Annotated in this window: 19 protein-coding genes, 1 pseudogene and 1 riboswitch; of the genes and pseudogenes, 9 read left to right on the top strand and 11 right to left on the bottom strand. The window is 69.9% G+C overall.

Annotated features, from left to right (window positions below):
* Positions 1 to 53 precede the first annotated feature (53 nt).
* Positions 54 to 1,028 (bottom strand): FecR domain-containing protein, encoded by a 975-nt coding sequence (locus AOZ53_RS05045; protein WP_054478230.1) that lies wholly within the window; start codon positions 1,026 to 1,028, stop codon positions 54 to 56.
* Complete coding sequence (locus AOZ53_RS05040; protein WP_054429815.1) at positions 1,025 to 1,531, bottom strand: sigma-70 family RNA polymerase sigma factor; 507 nt, start codon at positions 1,529 to 1,531, stop codon at positions 1,025 to 1,027. The genes AOZ53_RS05045 and AOZ53_RS05040 overlap by 4 nt, the downstream gene beginning before the upstream one ends.
* 186 nt (positions 1,532 to 1,717) lie before the next feature.
* On the opposite strand from AOZ53_RS05040, the gene AOZ53_RS05035 reads away from it, so the two are divergent.
* A complete protein-coding gene (locus AOZ53_RS05035) occupies positions 1,718 to 3,343 on the top strand; it encodes a methyl-accepting chemotaxis protein (RefSeq protein WP_054429814.1) in 1,626 nt (541 codons plus the stop codon).
* A gap of 71 nt (positions 3,344 to 3,414) precedes the next feature.
* On the opposite strand, the gene AOZ53_RS05030 is transcribed toward AOZ53_RS05035, so the two are convergent.
* Positions 3,415 to 4,137 carry a substrate binding domain-containing protein gene (locus AOZ53_RS05030; RefSeq protein WP_054487092.1) on the bottom strand — a complete coding sequence of 241 codons (723 nt, stop codon included), beginning with the start codon at positions 4,135 to 4,137 and terminating at the stop codon, positions 3,415 to 3,417.
* A 36-nt stretch (positions 4,138 to 4,173) separates the two neighbouring features.
* Complete coding sequence (locus tag AOZ53_RS05025) at positions 4,174 to 4,947, bottom strand: MipA/OmpV family protein (protein ID WP_054487090.1); 774 nt, start codon at positions 4,945 to 4,947, stop codon at positions 4,174 to 4,176.
* A gap of 141 nt (positions 4,948 to 5,088) precedes the next feature.
* On the opposite strand from AOZ53_RS05025, the gene AOZ53_RS05020 reads away from it, so the two are divergent.
* From AOZ53_RS05020 to AOZ53_RS05010, 3 genes are all read left to right on the top strand, one after another.
* Positions 5,089 to 5,757 (top strand): response regulator transcription factor, encoded by a 669-nt coding sequence (locus AOZ53_RS05020; protein WP_054429811.1) that lies wholly within the window; start codon positions 5,089 to 5,091, stop codon positions 5,755 to 5,757.
* Positions 5,754 to 7,115, top strand: coding sequence for an ATP-binding protein (locus tag AOZ53_RS05015; RefSeq protein WP_054487088.1), 1,362 nt, complete (start codon positions 5,754 to 5,756; stop codon positions 7,113 to 7,115). The genes AOZ53_RS05020 and AOZ53_RS05015 overlap by 4 nt, the downstream gene beginning before the upstream one ends.
* Before the next feature lie 106 nt (positions 7,116 to 7,221).
* Entirely contained in the window at positions 7,222 to 8,481 is a 1,260-nt protein-coding gene (locus AOZ53_RS05010; protein ID WP_054429809.1) for a hypothetical protein, read from the top strand.
* Positions 8,482 to 8,554: 73 nt separating this feature from the next.
* On the opposite strand, the gene AOZ53_RS05005 is transcribed toward AOZ53_RS05010, so the two are convergent.
* Together AOZ53_RS05005 and AOZ53_RS05000 are read right to left on the bottom strand one after the other, a co-directional pair.
* Positions 8,555 to 9,541, bottom strand: a complete 987-nt coding sequence (locus AOZ53_RS05005) for a Bug family tripartite tricarboxylate transporter substrate binding protein (protein ID WP_054487086.1) — start codon at positions 9,539 to 9,541, stop codon at positions 8,555 to 8,557.
* A gap of 18 nt (positions 9,542 to 9,559) precedes the next feature.
* Positions 9,560 to 10,513 (bottom strand): alpha/beta hydrolase, encoded by a 954-nt coding sequence (locus AOZ53_RS05000; RefSeq protein ID WP_054487084.1) that lies wholly within the window; start codon positions 10,511 to 10,513, stop codon positions 9,560 to 9,562.
* A 113-nt stretch (positions 10,514 to 10,626) separates the two neighbouring features.
* On the opposite strand from AOZ53_RS05000, the gene AOZ53_RS04995 reads away from it, so the two are divergent.
* Both AOZ53_RS04995 and AOZ53_RS04990 read left to right on the top strand, forming a co-directional pair.
* Positions 10,627 to 11,544, top strand: a complete 918-nt coding sequence (locus AOZ53_RS04995; RefSeq protein WP_054429806.1) for a LysR family transcriptional regulator — start codon at positions 10,627 to 10,629, stop codon at positions 11,542 to 11,544.
* Between the two features lie 137 nt (positions 11,545 to 11,681).
* Positions 11,682 to 13,154 (top strand): M20 family metallopeptidase, encoded by a 1,473-nt coding sequence (locus tag AOZ53_RS04990; RefSeq protein WP_054429805.1) that lies wholly within the window; start codon positions 11,682 to 11,684, stop codon positions 13,152 to 13,154.
* Positions 13,155 to 13,199: 45 nt separating this feature from the next.
* Here AOZ53_RS04990 and AOZ53_RS04985 read toward each other — a convergent pair whose 3' ends face one another.
* Positions 13,200 to 13,583: a hypothetical protein gene (locus AOZ53_RS04985; RefSeq protein WP_054487082.1), complete on the bottom strand. Its 384-nt coding sequence runs from the start codon at positions 13,581 to 13,583 to the stop codon at positions 13,200 to 13,202.
* A gap of 128 nt (positions 13,584 to 13,711) precedes the next feature.
* Complete coding sequence (gene crcB / locus AOZ53_RS04980; RefSeq protein ID WP_054429803.1) at positions 13,712 to 14,083, bottom strand: fluoride efflux transporter CrcB; 372 nt, start codon at positions 14,081 to 14,083, stop codon at positions 13,712 to 13,714.
* Between the two features lie 162 nt (positions 14,084 to 14,245).
* A riboswitch (Fluoride riboswitch) is annotated at positions 14,246 to 14,307 on the bottom strand.
* Between the two features lie 53 nt (positions 14,308 to 14,360).
* Between crcB and AOZ53_RS04975 the strand changes: the two genes are divergently transcribed.
* Positions 14,361 to 14,921: a DUF1415 domain-containing protein gene (locus AOZ53_RS04975; RefSeq protein WP_054429802.1), complete on the top strand. Its 561-nt coding sequence runs from the start codon at positions 14,361 to 14,363 to the stop codon at positions 14,919 to 14,921.
* Positions 14,922 to 15,049: 128 nt separating this feature from the next.
* On the opposite strand, the gene AOZ53_RS04970 is transcribed toward AOZ53_RS04975, so the two are convergent.
* The 3 genes from AOZ53_RS04970 to AOZ53_RS04960 all read right to left on the bottom strand — a co-directional run bounded on the left by AOZ53_RS04970 (position 15,050) and on the right by AOZ53_RS04960 (position 17,729).
* Entirely contained in the window at positions 15,050 to 15,754 is a 705-nt protein-coding gene (locus AOZ53_RS04970; protein WP_054487080.1) for an SDR family NAD(P)-dependent oxidoreductase, read from the bottom strand.
* Positions 15,744 to 16,712 carry a Bug family tripartite tricarboxylate transporter substrate binding protein gene (locus tag AOZ53_RS04965; protein WP_054487078.1) on the bottom strand — a complete coding sequence of 323 codons (969 nt, stop codon included), beginning with the start codon at positions 16,710 to 16,712 and terminating at the stop codon, positions 15,744 to 15,746. Before AOZ53_RS04965 ends, AOZ53_RS04970 begins: the two co-directional genes overlap by 11 nt.
* A 78-nt stretch (positions 16,713 to 16,790) precedes the next feature.
* Positions 16,791 to 17,729, bottom strand: coding sequence for a dihydrodipicolinate synthase family protein (locus tag AOZ53_RS04960; RefSeq protein WP_054487076.1), 939 nt, complete (start codon positions 17,727 to 17,729; stop codon positions 16,791 to 16,793).
* Between the two features lie 141 nt (positions 17,730 to 17,870).
* Between AOZ53_RS04960 and AOZ53_RS04955 the strand changes: the two genes are divergently transcribed.
* Both AOZ53_RS04955 and AOZ53_RS34650 read left to right on the top strand, forming a co-directional pair.
* Positions 17,871 to 18,779 (top strand): LysR family transcriptional regulator, encoded by a 909-nt coding sequence (locus AOZ53_RS04955; protein ID WP_231689753.1) that lies wholly within the window; start codon positions 17,871 to 17,873, stop codon positions 18,777 to 18,779.
* 119 nt (positions 18,780 to 18,898) lie between these two features.
* A pseudogene (locus AOZ53_RS34650) lies at positions 18,899 to 19,284 on the top strand (hypothetical protein); the annotation flags it as partial.

The raw sequence follows: 19,284 nt of genomic DNA, 5'->3' as shown, positions 1-19,284 counted from the left end.
GCGGGCGTGAATACTGCGGTTATGCAGGGTTCCCGAACGAGAAAGAAAAAGTGCTACGGCCGGCCCGGATTTTTGGGTTCCACCACCACCCAGTAGCCGGTGTAGCGCGACACCTGTACCGGCAATGCCGCCGCCAGCGAGGCCAGGATGCGGTCGGTGTCGGCCAGCGGATAGACGCCCGAGACGATCAGGTCGGCTACCCGCGGGTCGCAGCGGATCACGCCGTGGCGGTAGCGCCCGACCTGGTCGAGGAAGTCGGTCAGCCGCAGGCGGTCGGCCACCAGCTGGCCCTGCAGCCAGGCGGGCGCGGCGGCGGGGGCCGCCGGCAGCAGCCCGGCGGCGTCCGGGGTGACGCCGGCGGCCTGGCCCGCCTGCAGCCGCAAGGCGGCGCCTTGCCGCGGCTGGATCTCGACCGCGCCTTCGTATACGGCCACCCGCATGCGGTCGCGCTGGATCTCGACGCTGTAGCGCGTGCCCAGCGCCAGCACGCTGCCGTGGTCGGTGGCCACCGAGAAGGGGCGGCCGGCGGCCAGCGCGCCGTGGCCGGTGGCCACGTACAGCTCGCCCCGGCGCAATGCCAGGCGGCGCGCGCCGGCGCTGTATTGCACGTCGACGGCGCTGTCGCTGTTGAGGGTGAAGCGGGTGCCGTCTTCCAGCACCACCTCGCGCCGTTCGCCGACGGCGGTGCGGTAGTCGGCGGCGTAGACGGCCCAGGGCAGCCGGCCGGCCGCCAGGGCCGCGCCGCCGCCCATCAGGCCCCAGCCCATCAGCCGCAGCGCCTTGCGCCGGCCGGCCTGGCGGCCGGACTGCGCCAGCGCCTGGGCCGAGGCCTCGGGCGACACGCCCAGCAGCCGCGCGTCCAGCCGCTGCACCTGCTGCCAGGCGCGCTCGTGGTCGGGATGGGCGTTGCGCCAGCGCTGCCAGGCGGCGCGCTCGTCGGCGGTGGCTTCGCCCGACCACATGACCACCAGCCATTCCAGGCCCTGCGCCAGGATGGGGTCGGGGATGCCCGCGGCGCCGGCCTTCATAGCGCCGCCAGGCAGGCCTGGGCGGCGCGCAGCATATGCTTGCGCACCAGCGCCACCGAGACGCCCAGCCGCGCGGCGATCTCGGAATAGGTCAGGCCCTCGAAGCGCGACAGGATGAAGACCTGGCGGGCGCGGGCGGGCAGGGCGTCGAGCGCGGCGTCCACCGCCATCAGCGTTTCCAGCGCCAGCGCGCGGGTCTCGGCCGAGGGCATGTGGGGTTCGGGCAGTTGCGCCAGCGCGTCGAGATAGGCGGTTTCGAGGGTGCGGCGGCGGAACAGGTCGATCACCAGGCCCTTGGCGATCTGGGTCAGGAAGGCGCGCGCCTGACCGGCCTCGGGCAGGCGGCCGGACACCATCAGGCGCTCGTAGGTGTCGTGCGACAGATCGGCGGCGTCGTGCGCGCTGCCCAGCCGCCGCCGCAGCCATCCGGCCAGCCAGCCGTGGTGGTCGCGGTAAAGCGCGCTCAGGGTGGGATGCGCCGTGGGCTGGTTGGCCGCCGTCACGATGGAATCTCTCTCGCCGATGTCAAAGACCGGAAATGATAATCGTTGTTAATTCTGTCCGGCAAGCCGGCCCGCGCGGCAAGGGGGTGTAACCCAATGAGATATTTAACTTTTCATTGCAATAAGCCGTAAACAGGGGGACAGCCGCCCGCGGCGGCCTCCTGCAAACCCCGAGTGGCCCTCCCCATGTTCAAGAATCTGAGTATCCGCGCCGTCCTGACGACCGCGCTCTGTATTTTTTTCGCCCTTTTCCTGGTGACCGGCATCGCCGTCTACCAGCAGCTGACCTCCAACCGCACGTCGATCGAGGTGATGCTGGATACCAACCTGGTGCGCGCCAACGCCGTCGACTCCGCCGGCGCCGAGTTGCTGCGCGCGCGCCTGGTGCTGCTGGCCGCGCAGACCACGCTGCTGGAAGGCAAGAGCATCGACAACCTGGCCAGCATGCAGCGCCTGGATGGCTACACCAAGAAGGCCGCCGACCTGATCCAGACGGCGCGCCAGACGCCCGAGACCTCGCCAGTGGGCAAGCCGCTGTTCGACGAGGCGCTGGCCGCCTATGAGGTCTACCAGCGCGACGCGATCACGCCGATGATCGCCGCGATCCGCGCCGGCAAGGCGCAGGACGCCAGCCGCCTGAACCTGGAGAAGGTCACGCCGCTGGGCATCGCCTTCACCCAGGCGATCCAGAAGTACGTCGATTACGCCGATGAAGTCGGCCAGCGCGTGGCGCGCGAGGCCAACACCCGCATCAATGGCGCGATCGCTTTCCTGATCGGCCTGCTGGTGGTGGTGGCGGTGCTGGTGGTGGGCCTGTACGCGGTGTTCGCGCGTTCGGTGTTCCGGCCGCTGCACGAGGCCGGCCGCCTGTTCGACCGCATCGCCGGCGGCGACCTGACCAACCGCATCGAACAGCGCGGCAACAATGAAATCGGCGTGCTCTACGCCGCCGTCAAGCGCATGCAGGACAGCCTGGCGCGCACCGTGGCCGCCGTGCGCCAGGGCGTGGAAGAGATCCACACCGGTTCGCGCGAGATCGCGGCCGGCAACATCGACCTTTCCTCGCGCACCGAGCAGCAGGCCGCCTCGCTGGAGGAAACCGCCGCCAGCATGGACGAACTGTCGTCCACCGTGAAGAACAACGCCGACAGCTCGCGCAACGCCTCGCAGCTGGCGACGGCGGCGTCCAATGTGGCCACCCGCGGCGGCCAGGCGGTGGGTGATGTGGTGGGCACCATGCGCGCCATCGCCGACAGTTCCAACCGCATCGCCGACATCGTCGGCGTGATCGATGGCATCGCCTTCCAGACCAACATCCTGGCGCTGAACGCGGCGGTGGAAGCGGCCCGCGCCGGCGAGCAGGGCAAGGGCTTCGCGGTGGTGGCCAGCGAAGTGCGCGCGCTGGCGCAGCGCAGCGGCCAGGCCGCCAAGGAGATCAAGGGCCTGATCGATGACTCGGTGCAGAAGGTCTCGATCGGTTCCGACCAGGTCGAAGCCGCCGGCGCCACCATGCAGGAGATCGTGACCTCGGTGCGCCGCGTGACGGACATCATCAACGAGATCTCCAGCGCCTCCGAAGAGCAGTCGCAGGGCATCGAGCAGGTGAACCAGGCGGTGTCGCAGATGGACAGCGTGACGCAGCAGAACGCCGCGCTGGTCGAACAGGCCGCCGCGTCGGCCGCCTCGCTCGAAGCCCAGGCGCAACGCCTGCGCGAAGCGGTGGCGGTGTTCAAGCTGCAGACCGGCCGGGTGATCGACGCCGAGGCGCCGGCCCTGGGCCACGGCGCCGAGCCGGCGCTGCTCGGCGCCTGAGCCGCCGCCGTTCCGGACGCGGGACGCTTGCGCGTTCCGCGTCTTGTCGATAAGGGGGCGCCGCGCCGCCGTCAGCCCGCCAGCGCTTCGGTCAGGTGCGCGATCAAGGCGCGGGCGCGCGCCGACAGCCGGGGCGCGCCGGTCAACGCATACAGCGTCACCGGCTCCAGTTCCCATTCCGGCAGCACCGCCACCAGCCCCGGCGCGCCGTCGCGCAGCGGCGCGATGCCGGCGCCGCGCGTGGCCAGCTGCCGCGCCATCTCGGGATCATCCACGCAATAGCGTTCGCGCGTCATGACGACGGCGCGGTCCTGCCCACGCCGCAGCTGCCAGCGCGCGGGCGCGCCGTTGTCGTCGGCATGCACGCCAATGCAGTCGTGCGCGGCCAGGTCCGCCGGGCGTTCGGGCGCGGGCCGCCGCGCCAGGTAGTCGGGGGCGGCATAGAGCCGGGCGCGCAGGGCGCCCAGGCGATGCGCCAGCCAGGATGGGTCGGTGGGCGGTTCCAGCCGGATCGTCAGATCGGGACGGTCCGGCGCCGCGGGCGCGGCCCGCGTCACGCTCAGTTGGAACCGCAAGCCGGGATGGCGCGCCGCGAAGGCCGCCAGCGCGGGCGCCAGCGCCTGCCGGGTGCGGGCGTCGGGCAGGTCCACGCGCAGCAGCCCGGCATCGCGGCCCGCCGTGGCCGCCTGGCGCGGCAACGGCGACAGCGGAATGCCCAGCGCCGCGGCGGCGCGGCCGAAAGCATCGACGCTGGTGACCTTGGCGAACACTTCCATCCTGGGCAGCGGTTTCATGGCGCTGGTTTCCTGGGAGGGCGCGGCCGGGGCCGCTCAGAAGGCGTAGACCACGCCGACGCTGCCGAACAGGTTGGCGCGGCGCTCGGTCAGCGGGCTGTCGCGCGCGTCGCCCAGCAGCGTGTTCACGCCCAGCGTGGTGATGGTGCTCCAGCTGGGGTTGATGCGGTACGACCAGCTGGTGAACAGCGCCGCCGACTTGAAGCCGGAGGACGGCGAGTAGGTCGACAGCCCGGCGCGGCTGCTGGCGGCCTGCGAGGACGTGACGCCGTACCAGGTCTGCATGGCGTCGTGGCTGGCCCACTGCGTGCTGGCGCCGACGTTGACGCGGTTGGCGCCGTCCTGCCAGGCGGCGTAGGTGGCGCGCAGTTCGAGCGTGCCGCCGTAGCCGCTGCGCGCGGCCTGGCGGTAGGCGGCCCCCAGCGAGAACGGGCCGGGCGCCCATTCGACGAAGGCGCCGTAGGTGCCGTGGAAATCGATGTCGTCCAGGCCCTTGGTGCGGTCGGCGTCGCTGGACTTGCGGCCCAGGCCCATGCCGACGAACACGCCCGCCTTCCAGTCGGGCGCCAGCGTGGTCTGCAGGCCCGCTGCCGGCAGCCCGGCGCGCGGCGAGATGAAGAAGTTGCCGGAATGGTAGTTGATCAGCGGCACCGGCAGGGCCCGGTATTCGCGCGAGCCTTCGTAGACCGGCACGTAGCCGACGCCCAGTCCGATGAAATTGGTGCCAGGTTGATCGGCCAGGGCCGGGGCGGCGGCGCAGGCCAGGGCGGCGGCCGTGGCGGCGCCAGTTGCTAACATAGCCAGCTTCATTGCGGGAACTTTCCTTTCTCGTGGGGCAGGCGCCCGGCGGCGGCCGGAGCGCGACAAGGCGCCATTGTCGGAGCCGGCTTTTAAAAATTCTTTAAATCCAGGGCGGCACAATGCGGCGCCATGGAGAGTCAGGGAGCGTTCTTGCAAGTTCTGCTGGTGGAAGACGATGCGATGCTGGGCGACGCCTTGCGCGCCAGCATGGCGCAGGCGGGCATGCGCGTGGACTGGGTGCGGGACGTGCCCGAGGCCCGGCTGGCGCTGGTCGACCATGGTTATGGCGCCGTGCTGCTCGACCTGGGGCTGCCCGGCGGCAGCGGCCTGGCCGTGCTCAAGCATCTGCGCGGGCGCTATGACGCCACGCCGGTCCTCATCATCACCGCGCGCGACCGCCTGAGCGAGCGGGTGCAGGGGCTGGATGCGGGCGCCGACGACTATATCGTCAAGCCGTTCCAGCTGGACGAACTGCTGGCCCGGCTGCGCGCAGTCGTGCGCCGCAGCAGCAATTCGGTGGTGTCGGTCCTGCGCTGCCGCGACGTGCTGCTGGACCCGGTGCGCCGGGTGGTGACCCGCGCGGGCGCCGAGGTGGTGCTCAGCGCCAGCGAATACCGCACCCTGCTGGCGCTGATGGAGCGCGCCGGCCAGACCGTCAGCCGCGAGCAGCTGGAATCCGCGGTCTATGGCGGCAGCGGCACCATCGAAAGCAATACCGTGGCGGTCTACGTGCACCAATTGCGGCGCAAGCTGGGCGAGGACCTGGTCGCCACCGTGCACGGGCTGGGCTATCGCATCGCCGCGGGGGACGCGCCATGAAGACGCTGCGCAAGCGCCTGACCGTCACGTTGTTGCTGACCCTGCTGCTGACCTGGGCGGCGGTGTTCCTGTGCCAGCAGCACGCCATGACCGAGGCCCGCACCGGCATCCGCGACCAGGCGCTGGTGGACTCGGCCAACCAGACCATCCTGTCGCTGCGCCGCAGCCTGCTCGAAGAACGGCCGGACGAGCGTTTCGAGCTGCCGCCGTCCAGCCATTTCCGCGGCGAGCGCGCCTCGGTGCAGATCTGGTCGCTGGCGGACCGGCGCCTGGCGCTGCGCTCGCCGGAATCGCCGGCCCAGCCGCTCAATCCGCATTTCGACGATGGTTTCCGCGACAGCGTGATCAATGGCGAGAGCTGGCGCGTGTATTCGCTCAGCGACGCCTCCGGCCAGGTGCAGGTGCAGCTGGCCCGCGCCGACAGCGTGCTGCGGGCCGAGGCGGTGGCCGCGTTCAAGCGCGGGCTGGTCATTGTCACCGCCTTGTTCCTGCTGCTGGCGGCGGCCACCTGGATCGTGGTGCGCCAGGCCTTCCGGCCGGTCAACCAGGCCGGCGAGGCGATCCTGCGGCGCGCGCCGTTCGATCTGGCGCCCCTGCCGCTGGACCGCCTGCCGGGGGAATTGCATCCCTACGTGCAATCCATCAATGCGCTGTTGCTGCGCCTGCAGGCCGCCATGGACCACGAGCGCCGCTTCCTGGCCGACGCCGCGCACGAACTGCGCACGCCGCTGGCGGCGCTCAGCGCCCAGACCGAAGTGCTGCTGCAACGCATCGCCGACACGCCGGCCGCCGACGCCGCCCTGCAACTGCGCGCGGTGGCGCAGCGCACCGCGCGCCTGGCCGAGCAATTGCTGGACCAGGCCCGCATGGACGCGGCCAGCGAATCCGACGCCGGTCCCGGACCGGTGGCGCTGGACGCGCTGGTGGTGCTGCTGGTGCGCGACTGCGAGGCGGCCGCGGCGCGCAAGCGCCAGCGCATCCAGCTGGACGTGCAGGCCTGCGGCGCGCGTGGCGACATGGACACGCTGGGGGTGCTGGTGCGCAACCTGCTCGACAACGCGCTGCGCTACACCCCCGAGGGCGGGCAGATCGCCGTGGCCTGCGGCCCGGGCGAGGGCGGCGCGGCCTGGTTGCGGGTCGCCGACGATGGCCCCGGCATCGCGCCGCGCGAACGGGCGCGGGTGTTCGACCGCTTCTATCGGGCCCCGGGCGCCAACGCCGGCGGCAGCGGCATCGGCCTGTCGCTGGTGGCGCAGATCGCCGCGCGCCATGGCGCGGTCGTGGCGTTCGCGCCAGGCCTGAACGGGCGCGGCGTGGGCTTGACGGTCACGTTCCCCGGTAACTTCACGCCGGCCTGACGCTTGGCCGCCATGCACCGGGCGAGGGAACCTCGCCAGCTGCTTCGTTACTCACCGGGATGCGGGCAGCTCCCTGCCCGTGGACAACGATGCGCGGAGGAGTTCCATGAACGACATTGCGGCCTTGCGGTCAGGCGCGAATTACCTGCAGCATGAAGTTACCGATTTGCAGGAAGACCATATCAAGACGGCCAACAATTACTCCCGGCTGGCCCAACTGCTGGACGGCATCGCCGCCTCGAAGCAGGAACACCGGACCAATCTTGAGGCGCAATACCCCACGGCGTTCCAGCCCGATGCCAGGAATGGCGAGGCGGTCGCCAAGGGCGCCGACGAAATCCTGCAGCAGCAGCGATTGGTCCACGAATGCCTGTCCCTGGTGGGAGCGTTGAGCGAAGAAGAGCAGGTCCACGGCGAACAGCTCAATCGCGTCAACGAGCGCCTGCACGACGCCTTGGCGCTGGTCCGGCATGGTCATACGCCTTCGGTCGAGGATGCGACCCGGCTGCGCAGCCATCTGCAGGAGGTGCGCGACGACGTTTCCGCCATGGCCGACCGTCATCAGATGATGCTCCAGGCCAATGCCGCGTTGATGGAAATGATTGGCCAGTTGAAGGCCGAGGCGCCGAACGTGCCACCGCCGGTGCGGGATCCCCGGCAGGCCCTGGACAATATGCGGACGGAAGGGGATATCCAGATTCCCGTGGGCGGCATGGTGGCGCCATCCACCTCGGCGTTCCCCGTGCCGACCTCGTACGCGGTGAGCAGTCGTATCGAGGAGGGGTTGCAGCCTGGCAGCGCGTTGGGCTCGCGCGCCATCGTCAGTGCCGACGAGTCGAGCAGCCAGGTGGTCTGCAACAACCTGGTGCGTGTTTCGGCGCAGGATCTCGAGGATCCCGCTCGCCTCGAGCGGGTGGTCCAATCACTCACCCACAATCCCGCCCGGGGCTGCTTTTCGGTCGCCGCGGAACGGCAGGGAGAGCTGACCGCGCCCTCTGACCAGATATTGTCGGCTCGCATGTTCAACACCGCGATCCTCATCATCGATCCGAAGAAGCTCGACCAACAGGATCAGGAGGGCCTTGGCGGCCTGCTGCTCGATCCGACGGTCAGTACGGAATGCTCGGTGGCCAGGGTCGGCCGGGATGCGATCATTGCCGCGATCGTGCCGCAGCGAACGGGCGGCGACGTGGGCGTTCCCACCCTGCAGGTGGGTGACACGACCGCCAATTTCGAAATGCGCGTTGGCGGCGGCAGCACGGCATTCCTGAACCTGACCATGCCTGACTACGCCCAGGGCCTGACCGACTTGCTGCGCGCCAATTCAGATCGGACGATGCTGATCCACCTGACGCGGTTCAAGTAAGCGCAGGGACCGCGCCCGCTCGGCCGCCTGTAGCGCGGCGGGGCGGGCGCGAGACCGCTGGGGCCTGACAGCCTTACTGATCCAGCTGGATCTTGGCGTCGGCGGCCACGTTCTTCCACTTCTTCACGTCGCTGGCGATCACGTTCTTGAACGCTTCCGACGTGCCGGCCACCACCGTGCCGCCCAGGCTGGCCATCTTGGCCTTGACCTCGGGGTTGTTGAGCGCCTTGACCGAGGCGTCGTGCAGCTTCTGCGTCACGTCGGCCGGCAGGCCCTTGGGCGCCAGCAGGCCGTTCCAGGCGTTGGCTTCATAGCGCGGCAGGCCGGCTTCCTTGAAGGTCGGCGTGTCGGGCAGTTCCGGCGAACGGGTGTCGGCGGCGATGGCGATGGGACGGATCTGGCCGCCCTTGATGTACGGCAGCGAGGCCGGCACCGGCTCCCAGATCATCGAGACCTGGCCGCTGATGACGTCGGTGAAGGCCGGGCCCGCGCCGCGGTAGGCGATGTGCATGAGCTTGGCGCCGGTCATCGACTTCAGCAGTTCCATCGCCAGGTTGCCCAGGCCGCCCGCGCCCGACGAGGCGTAGGTGTACTTGTCCGGGTTGGCCTTGGTGCTGGCGATCAGGCCGTTCAGGTCGGTGGCGGGGAAGTCCTTGGTCACGCTCAGCACGCCCGGCACGGTCACCAGCTGGGTGATGGCGGTGAAGTCCTGCACCGCGTCGTAGGTCAGGTTCTTGTAGACCGCCGGGTTGGTGCCGTGGGTGCTGGACGAGGCCAGCAGCAGGATGTAGCCGTCCGGCGCCGCGTCGGCCACGAAGCGGGTGCCGATCGAGCCGCCCGCGCCGGCCTTGTTCTCGACCACCACGGTGGCGCCCAGTTCGGTGCCCAGCTGCGCCGCGAACACGCGGCCGATGATGTCGGCGGTGCCGCCGGGGGCGAACGGCACGATCAGGCGCACGGGCTTGTTGGGATAGTCGGCCTGCTGCGCCGAGGCCGCGCCCGCGATCAGCGAGGCGCCGCTCAGCAACGCCACGGCGATTGCGGTTTTGGTCAGTTTCATGGTGTCTCCAGGCGAAGGTTAGTCGAGGCCGTTGAGCCAGTCGACGATCAGTTCGGCGATGCGGTCGCTGTTGCGGTCCAGCATGCAGAAATGGGAATTGCCGGCGATGCCGGCGGCGGGCAGGTCCAGCACGTCGGCGCGCCGGCCGGCCCGCCGCAGGGCGTCCCAGTAGGCGTCCGTCTGGGCGCGGTAGCGCCGCCAGGTGTCGTTGTGGTCGAAGTGGTCGCCCCAGACCAGCAGTTGCGGGGGCAGGGGGCCGTCGACGCGCTCGGGCGTGCCGGTCGGCTCCAGCGCCACCACGGCGCGGATCGGGCCGGGACATTCGCGCGCCAGCTGGGTGGCGTAGCCGCCGCCCTGGCTGTGGCCGATGACGATGCAGGGGCCGGCCAGATCGAGCAGTTGTCGGTAGGCGTCCAGCGCCATGGCGTCATGCGCCAGCCAGCGTGGCACGAACTGCTTGGCGAAGGCGTCGAAGGCGTCGTCGGGAAATTGCTGCGCCGGATAAGCGCGGCGCGGCTGGCCGGCGGGCGCGTAGCCGTCGGCCGGACCGATGCGGAACAGCTGCCAGGCCTCTTCCTTGGAACGGAAGATGGGCGCCGCGTCATAGATCTGCGGATACATCGCCCATGAGGCGCGGCCGCGCTCGGGCGCGTCGGCCACGAACACGTCATAGCCGGATTGCAGCAGCCGCCAGAGCCAGCCCTGGCGGCCGTCGGGGGTGCTCTCCCATTGCGCGCCGGTCATGCCGCCGCCATGCCACAGCAGCACCGGGTGCGGGTGGCGCGGCTCGGCCAGGCGGTATTCCTGCACGTAGAGCTGGCCGGCGCAGTAGCTGCCGTTCATGTCGATGGCGCGCGCGGCGCCGTTGCCCACCACCTGCTTCTGCAGCACCGGCAGTCCGCTGGCCGCGACCTCGCGGCCGCCCAGGAAGTGGCTGCGCAGGGATTTCAGCAGGACGGGGGCGTCGGACATCGGCATCTCCAGAAGACGCCGTAATACTAGTTGTAACAAGCGCGGGGTTTGTGCAAAATGTGCAGGGCTTGTGCCGATACGGCACAGCGACACAAGAAGAAGGTGGAGACGGGATGGATATCAAGTGGCTCGAGGACTTCGTGGCCCTGTCGAAGGCGCGCAACCTGTTCCAGGCGGCCGAGGCGCGCAACGTCACGCATCCGGCCTTCGGGCGCCGCATCAAGGCGCTGGAGGACTGGGCCGGCGTGCCGCTGGTCGAGCGCGGGCATCAGGTCTCGACCCTGAACGCGGCCGGGCGCAGCATGCTGGCGGCCGCCATCGATGTGCTCGACATCCTGCGCGAGACGCGCCAGGGCCTGCAGAAGCCCGAACTGGAACGCACCCGCCGCATCGCCATCGCCTCCGGCAAGACGCTGGCGCATTCGGTGCTGCCGGGGCTGATGGCCAAGGTGCAGCAGGGCATGCAGCCGTTCCAGCTGAAGGTGGTCACCACCACGCTCAACTTTGGCATCGACATGCTGGCCGACGGCGAGGTCGATTTCCTGCTGTGCCACGCGCACGAGCCGCTGTACGCGCAGATCGACAACCCCAACTACCGCTTTCGCCGGGTCGGCGCCGACAAGCTGGTGGCCGTCAGCGCGCCGCTGGCGCCCGGCAGCCGCCACCCGCGCCACGCGGTGCCCAAGCTGGCCTCGGATCCGGCCGTGCCGTTCCTGGCCTACGCCGACAGCATGTCGCTGGGCCGCATCCTGCGCGACCGGCTGCGCGGCCTGTGCGTGCCGGCGCAGTTGCAGACCATGTACGAATCGGACCTGGCGGACGCGCTGCATGCCATGGCGCGGCAGGGCTTCGGCCTGGCATGGCTGCCGCACACGCTGGTCGAAGCCGACCTGCGCGCCGGCGTCCTGGCGCGGGCCGACAGCGCGCGCAACGACATCCACATGGAGATCCGGCTGTACCAGTCGGTAGACAACGCCAAGCCGCTGGCGCGCCAGGTGTGGAGCCGGATCGAGGCCTACGCGGCGCGCTAGGGGGGAGGGCGGGGCGGCGCGCCAGCCGGCACCGTTTTCCGGTGGCCGGGCAGGAAACAGGGACAAAAGATGCCGAGCGCGCCCGGCAGGCATAAAATGGCGGATTCTTCTGCCATCCGACCACAGGATCCCGCGCCATGAACGCACGCATCCCCGACGACGCACTTCCTCCTACCCTCGATCCGAAGGCTCTGCAGGCTTTTGTGGACGACAAGTGGGACAACGAGATCATCCCCGCGCTGACCGACTACATCGCCATCCCGGCCAAGAGCCCGGCGTTCGATGCCGACTGGGAAAAGAACGCGTTCATCGAGCGCGTGGTGCGTGACGCGGCGCAGTGGGTCGAAGCCCAGAAGGTCTCGGGCCTGAAGCTGGAAGTGGTGCGCCTGCCGGGCCGCACGCCGGTGATCTTCTTCGACGCGCCCGCCACCCGCAGCGACAACGGCGACACCGTGCTGCTGTACGGCCACCTGGACAAGCAGCCTGAATTCTCGGGCTGGCGCGCCGGCCTCGGCCCCTGGACCCCGAAGTACGAAGACGGCAAGCTCTACGGCCGCGGCGGCGCCGACGACGGCTATGCCGTGTATGCCTCGCTCACCGCCATCATGGCGCTGGACAAGCAGGGCATCCCGCGCCCGCGCTGCGTCGGCATCGTCGAGACCTGTGAAGAATCCGGCAGCTACGACCTGCTGCCCTATGTCGACGCGCTGCGCGACCGCCTGGGCAACGTGGCCCTGGTGGTGTGCCTGGATTCGGGCGCCGGCAACTACGACCAGCTGTGGATGACCACCTCGCTGCGCGGCATGGTCTCGGGCACGCTGGAAGTGCAGGTGCTGGACGAAGGCGTGCACTCGGGCGACTCCAGCGGCGTGGTGCCGTCGTCGTTCCGCATCCTGCGCCACCTGCTGGACCGCCTGGAAGACAGCGGCACCGGCCGCCTGCTGCCGCAGAGCCTGCACTGCGAAATCCCCGCCGACCGCATCGAACAGGTGCACGCCACCGCCCGCATCCTGGGCGATGAAGTGTGGCGCCGTTTCCCCTGGAGCTGCGGCGCCGAGGGCGGCTTCGTGCTGCCCATGACCACCGAGCCGGAACAGGCCCTGCTGAACCGCACCTGGCGCCCGACCCTGTCGGTGACCGGCGCCGAAGGCCTGCCGCCGCTGTCCAGCGCCGGCAACGTGCTGCGCCCGCGCACCGCCTTCAAGCTGTCGCTGCGCCTGCCGCCGCTGATCGACGCCGTCGCCGCGTCCGAAGAGATCAAGGCCCTGCTGGAAGCCGACGCGCCCTACAACGCCAAGGTCCTCTTCAAGGCCAACGAAGGCGCCGCCACCGGCTGGAACGCGCCGGCCTCGGCGCCGTGGCTGACCCAGGCGCTGGATGCCGCCTCGCAGCAATACTATGGCGCGCCCTGCGGCTACATCGGCCAGGGCGGCACCATTCCGCTGATGAGCATGCTGCAGAAGGGCTTCCCCAAGGCCCAGTTCATGGTCTGCGGCGTGCTGGGCCCCAAGTCCAACGCCCACGGCCCGAATGAATTCCTGCACGTGCCCTACGGCAAGAAGCTGACCGCCGCGGTCGCGCAGACCATGGCGGCGATGCCGACGGCCTGATCGGCGGTGGCGGATGAAGGAAAGCCCGGCCTGGCCGGGCTTTTTTCATGGCGTCGGAGACGCTGCCGAGGGGCGCGCCGATGTGCGGAACACGACGCGCATGGCTGTCTCGGAGGTCACTCGCAGGAGTACGTCGCAGCGGGGACGGGTGAATCGTTGCGCGATCCGCCGCAGTAATGCCCACAGGCCGCTCAGGATGAAGACGGTGTCCGTGATCGGGTTGGGAATGAATGAGAGGGGGGCCGCATTTTGGGGCGCGATCTGTACCACGCTGTGCAAGCCGTCCGTCGCCAGCAGCGCCTGCATGCGCTGTGTCAGCATATCCATGGCGCTGATGTTCTCGACGTAGAAGTTCTCGCGTTGCCGCAGCAGCATCACCAATTCATCGTCGGACAGGCGGTTGGCGAAATAGGTGAGCGCGATGGCCATCCGTTTCTCTCGTCGTAGTCGTGGCGCCACTCTAGCGCGGCCCCGTCGCGCGGCGCCACAGGCTCCGGCAATGTCGGACGGATGGCGAATGGCGAGCGCGGCCGTCAACGGCGCCCCGGCCGCCGCCGTCACAGCGTCCGCACCAGCGCCATCCCGCCGAACAGCGCCGCCAGCCCCAGGCCGAGCGACAGGCCGGCGTACAGCAGCGCCAGGCCGGCGCGGCCCTGTTCCACATGCAGCGCCGTTTCCAGCGCGAAGGTCGAGAAGGTGGTGAAGCCGCCGACGATGCCGGTGGTCAGGAACAGCCGGGTCGGCTGCGACACCGAGAACTTCAGCGCCAGCAGTTCGGTGATCAGCCCCATGACGAAGCAGCCGATCACGTTGGTGGCCAGGGTGGCGTAGGGGAAGGCGATCCAGCCCAGCCGCAGCGCGGCCAGGCTCATGCCGTAGCGCGCGGCGGAACCCAGGCCGCCGCCGACGAATACCAGCAGTAGATTCAAGATGTCTCTCCAGATCAAACGATGGAGAGCAACAGCCGGGGCTTGCCCACGGGCCGCGCGGTGGGGCAGCGCGGGCGGCCTCCAGCGAGGTCGCGGCCCGAAAACAAGACACCCGCCGCGGCGGGTGTTTGTCCGGACGACACCCGCTGCGGGCATGTTGCCCGGTCAGCAGGAGCCATCAGCCGAGATCGGCGGTTTTGGGAAGCTCCATTCCCATTGCCGGCCATTTTAGCCCAGGTCGGTCGCCTATACTCGCGTTTTGCCAGGATTACCCGCCATGATTTCCACTTCCGACGCCTACGCCAACGTGGTTGCCGAAACCCGCCATTGGCTCACCCAGGCCGTGATCGGCCTGAATCTCTGTCCGTTCGCCAAAGCGGTTCAGGTCAAGGACCAGATCCGCTTTGCCGTCAGCGATGCGACCGACGCCGAAGGCGTCCTGACCGACCTGCAGGACGAGCTGGCCCTGCTGGCCGAGGCCGATCCGGAAAAGATCGACACCACGTTGTTGATCATTCCCGACGCGCTCGACGATTTCCTCGAGTTCAACGACTTCGAGGACTTGTCGGACCGCCTGCTCAAGCGCATGCGCCTGGTGGGCGAGCTGCAGGTGGCCACGTTCCACCCGCAGTTCCAGTTCGCCGACACGCAGCCGGACGACATCGAGAACTACACCAACCGTTCGCCGTACCCGATCCTGCATCTGCTGCGCGAGGACAGCATCGACCGCGCGGTCGAGTCCTTTCCCGACGCCGCCGAGATCTACGAGAAGAACATCGACACGCTGACGCGGCTGGGCCTGGAAGGCTGGCAGCGGCTGATGCGCAAGCCCGCCTGATGCCGGAGGCGGCCGGCGGCGACGGCCGTCGCCGCCGTTGTCGCATCTGTCGGGACGCCGCCGCATCGGGGCACCGCTGAATCGGGGCGCGACCGCGCGGGCACGGTCGGCCGCGCGCGAACGTGAGTTCAGCGGGGCAACGATGCTCCACCGCAGATGGCGATGTCCTGGCCGGTGATGGCGGCCGCCTCGGCCGACAGCAGGAACGCCACCAGGGCCGCGATCTCGGCTGGCTGTATCAGCCGGCCGATGGGCGGCAGGCGCGCCGGACTGGCGGCCCGCGCGGGGTCGTCCAGCATGCCCGTCTGCGTCGCGGCGGGGGACACCACGTTCACCGTCACGCCGTTGCCCGCCAGTTCGGCGCCCCAGCTGCGCGCCAGCGCCACCAAGGCGGCCTTGGACGCGGCGTATTGGCCGCGGCCGGGCATGCCCTGCGCGACGCGGCTGCCGACCAGCACCACGCGGCCTGCGCCCCGCGCCACCATCGACGGCGCCAGGTCCCGGGTCAGGCGGACCGCGGCATCCACGTGCAGCTTCCACATGCGTTCGCCGTCGGCGGGGTCCGATTGCGCCAGCGGCGCTACCCGCAACAGCCCCGCCGCATGTACCAGGGCCGTGACGTCGTCCAGGGCCTGCGAGGCCTGGCGGGTGGCGGCGTCGTCGCACAGGTCGACCTCGACATGCCGGTAGGCGGCATGCCGGGCCACGGCGGGCCCGAGGTCCAGCCCGGTCACGCGCCAGCCGCCGTCCAGCAGCCGCTGCGCGATCGCCTGGCCGATGCCGCCGGTGGCGCCGGTGACGACGGCGTGGCCTGGCGTGGGATCAGTCGACATGGATGTGCCCCTCTTCGATGATCTTGCGCGAGCGCGCCATGTCGTCCTTCTGGAAACGCGTGAACTCGGCCGTGGTGATCGGCGTGATCGTCACGCCCAGCTGTTCGTACTTGGCCGCCATGCCCGAGGACAGGGCCTTGTTGACCTCGGCGTTGAGCTTCTCGACGATCGGCGCGGGGGTGCTGGCCGGCGCCCACAGGCCGTACCAGCTGTAGTACTGGTAGCCGGGCAGCACTTCGCCCACCGTGGGCACGTCGGGCAGGTTGGGCAGGCGCGCTTCCGAGGTGACGGCGAGGATCTTCAGCATGCCGCCCTTGTAGTACGACAGGGCGCCCAGCACCGGGTCGATGAATCCGTCGATGCGTCCGCCCACCAGGTCCTGCAGCGCGGGCGAGGTGCCGCGGTAGGGAATGACCATGTAGTCCAGGCCGCCCTGGCGCTTGAGCAGTTCGGTGGCCAGATGCCCGGCCGATCCGATCGAGCCGACGGCGAAGGTGAGCCGGCCCGGGTTCTGCTTGGCGTAGGCCAGCAGGCCGGCCAGGTCCGACACCGGCAGGTCCTTCTTGACCGAGACCGACAGCGGCGCCTTGCCGGCCATGGCGACGGGCACGAAGTTCTTGTCGACGTCGAAGGGCACCGACTTCATCGTCATCGGCGCCGTGGTGAAGGTCGAGGCGTTAAAGAGCAGGGTGTAGCCGTCGGCCGGCGACCGGGCCACCACGTCGGCGCCGATGATGCCGTTGCCGCCCGAACGGTTTTCCACCACGAAGCTCTGGCCGGTCTGCTCGCTCAGTTTCTGGGCCACGTCGCGGCCCAGCATGTCCAGCGTGCCGCCCGGCGGAAAGGGAATCACGAACCGCACCTGGCGTGCGGGATAGGCCGCCTCGGCCTGCGCCGCGCCGCCGCCCAGCGCCGTGCACAGGGCCAGCACGGCGCGCAACAGAATGGTTTTTCGCATGATGTGTCTCCTCGGGTTTTGATGTCGTCGCGGCGTGGCCGGGGCTGTCCCGCCCCTTGGCCGCCGCGCGATGCGGCTTCAGCGCGCCAGCGGTTCCGCCTTGGCCAGCGCGGCGCGCAGCGCGTCCATCTCGACCGGGCCGGGGGCCTCGGTGGGCGGACGCACCGTGGCGCTCTCCAGCACGCCGGCCAGGTACATGCCGGCCTTCATGCGGGCATGTGCTTCGCCAGTGGGCTCGCCGGCGCCATACACCGCGTCCTTGAGCGGGGTGATCAGCGCCTGCACCGCCTGCGCGCGCTTCAGATCGCCGGCCTTCACCGCCTCCCACAGGTCGATGATGAGCTGCGGGATGAAGGTGGCGAAGCCGACCAGCGCGCCGTCCACGTCCTGCACCATCGAGGCCAGCAGGTATTCGTCGTGGCAGGTGAGAATGGCCTTGGAGGCATCGGCGTCGCGTAGCGCCTGGATGTCGCGGGCATACTTGTTCATGTCGCGCTGGCCGACCTTGAAGGCCTGCACGTAAGGCAGCCGCGCCAGGTCGGCCAGCAGGCTCGACGAATAGGACGCGCGCGTCCACGCCGGATAGACGTGGCAGACCAGGTCGAGATCGGGCGCGGCCTCGTGGATGGCCTGGAAGTATTCCAGCGCGTGGCCGGGCGTGAAGCCGAAACGCAACCAGTGGTGGGGCGGCATCACATCCAGCGCGGCGGCGCCGGCGGCGCGCGCGGCGCGGGCGTGTTCGGCGGCCTCGGCGATGCCTTCGCACACGATCGAGGAAATCACGGGCAGCCTGCCGCGCAGCTCGTCGGCCACGATGCGGGTGACCTGCGCGCGTTCGGCGGGCGTCAGCGAAAACACCTCGCCGGTGTGGCCGTTGGTCATGACGGCGACCACGCCGTCGTGGCCCGCCAGCCAGCTGGCCAGGCGGCGCAGCGCGGGCTCGTCGATGCGGCGGTCGGCGGTGAACGGGCAGGCGATCGCGGGGATGATGCCACGGTAATTCGGGATGGAAGGCATGGGTGTTTTCCAGGTCCTGTGGGTGGGGGAATGGCCGCTATGATTGCGGCATCCCCTTTGGGCCGTCCAATACTCGAATTGCATAGAATTATCTATGCTGCGCTGCAAACAATCATGGGACCTGGAAACCGACCTCTGGACATGAATTGGCTGGAGGATTTCCTCGCGCTGGCCGACACCGGAAGTTTCTCGCGCGCGGCGGAAGCGCGCGCCATCGCGCAGCCCGCGTTCAGCCGCCACATCCGCGCGCTGGAGGAATGGGTGGGCGCCGATCTGTGCGATCGCAGCTCGCACCCCACCGAGCTGACCGCCGCCGGCCGCCGCTTCCTGCCGCTGCTCAAGCAGGTGCTGGCCGACCTGGAGGCGGCGCGCATCAAGGCGGTCGCGGCCCACGCGCAGGATGCCGCCAGCCTGCGCTTCGCGGCGACCCATCTGCTGTCGCTGACCTTCTTTCCGAAATGGCTGGCCGGCCTGGAAGCGGACATGGAAGTCGGCGCGATCCAGATGATGTCCGACAGCTTCCAGGCCTGCGAAGACCTGATGGCGCAGCGCCGCGTGCAGTTCCTGCTGTGCCACCGGCATCCGGGCGTGGCCAGCCGCCTGGATGAAACCGCCTATCCCATGGTGCGGCTGGGCTCGGACACGCTGGTGCCGGTCAGCGCACCGGCCGCGTCCGGCCGTGATGGCGAGCCGGCGCACCGCCTGGCGGGCGACGCCGCCGTGGACTTCCTGGCCTATGGGCCGGCCTCGGGCCTGGGGCGCATCGTGGCCAGCCAACTGCGCAAGAAGGATCTGGGCGAGGAACGCATCCGCGCCAATTTCGTCGGGCCGCACGCCACGCTGCTGCGGACCATGGCGGTGCAGGGCCGCGGCGTCGCCTGGCTGCCCGGCATGCTGGTGCAGGACGATCTGGCGCAGGGCAGGCTGGTGCGCGCGGGCGGCGCCGAATGGGATATCCCGGTGGAGATCTGCCTGTACCGCCAGCCGACCGACATGGCCGCGGTGGCCGAACAGCTATGGCGGCTGGCGCAGGCGCGCGCGGCGGCCTGACCGACAGCGCCGCCCGCGCGCATGGGCATGATCCTCGACCCCTTGCGCTAGGGGTTGCGATGGAACCTTTCCCGTCCTGGGGTTACTGAATGGCGTTTTCGGGCTGTCAGGAGTTCCCCATGAAGAAATATCGTTGCCGTCCCTTGCCACTGATGCTGGTCCTTGCCGGTGTCATGCTGCACGGCGCGCCTGCCGCTTTCGCCGCGGGCTCGGGCGGCGCGGGCGCGGTGGGGATACCCGGCGGCGGCGCCTTTGGCGGGCCGGCAGGCAACGGCAATGGCGGCCAGGCGATCGGCCAGCCGGGGCAGAATGGGCTCGGGCCAGGCGGGAGCGGCGGCGGCGGGGGCAGCGACGGTAGCGATGTGCCGGCTTCCGGCGGCGCGGGGCTGCCGGGCAATGAAGCGCCCTCTGTCTCCTTGAATTCCTCTGCCTCCATGATCGGCGGGGGCGGGGGCGGCGGGGGGCTGCTGATCGTGTGGTCCGACCCGCATCCCGCCGCGGCGGG

Source organism: Achromobacter sp. 2789STDY5608621 (genome assembly GCF_001299375.1).
GTDB lineage: Bacteria > Pseudomonadota > Gammaproteobacteria > Burkholderiales > Burkholderiaceae_B > Achromobacter > Achromobacter insuavis.
Note: the sequence above shows the minus strand (reverse complement) of the source record. Positions and strands in the feature narration are given on the sequence as shown.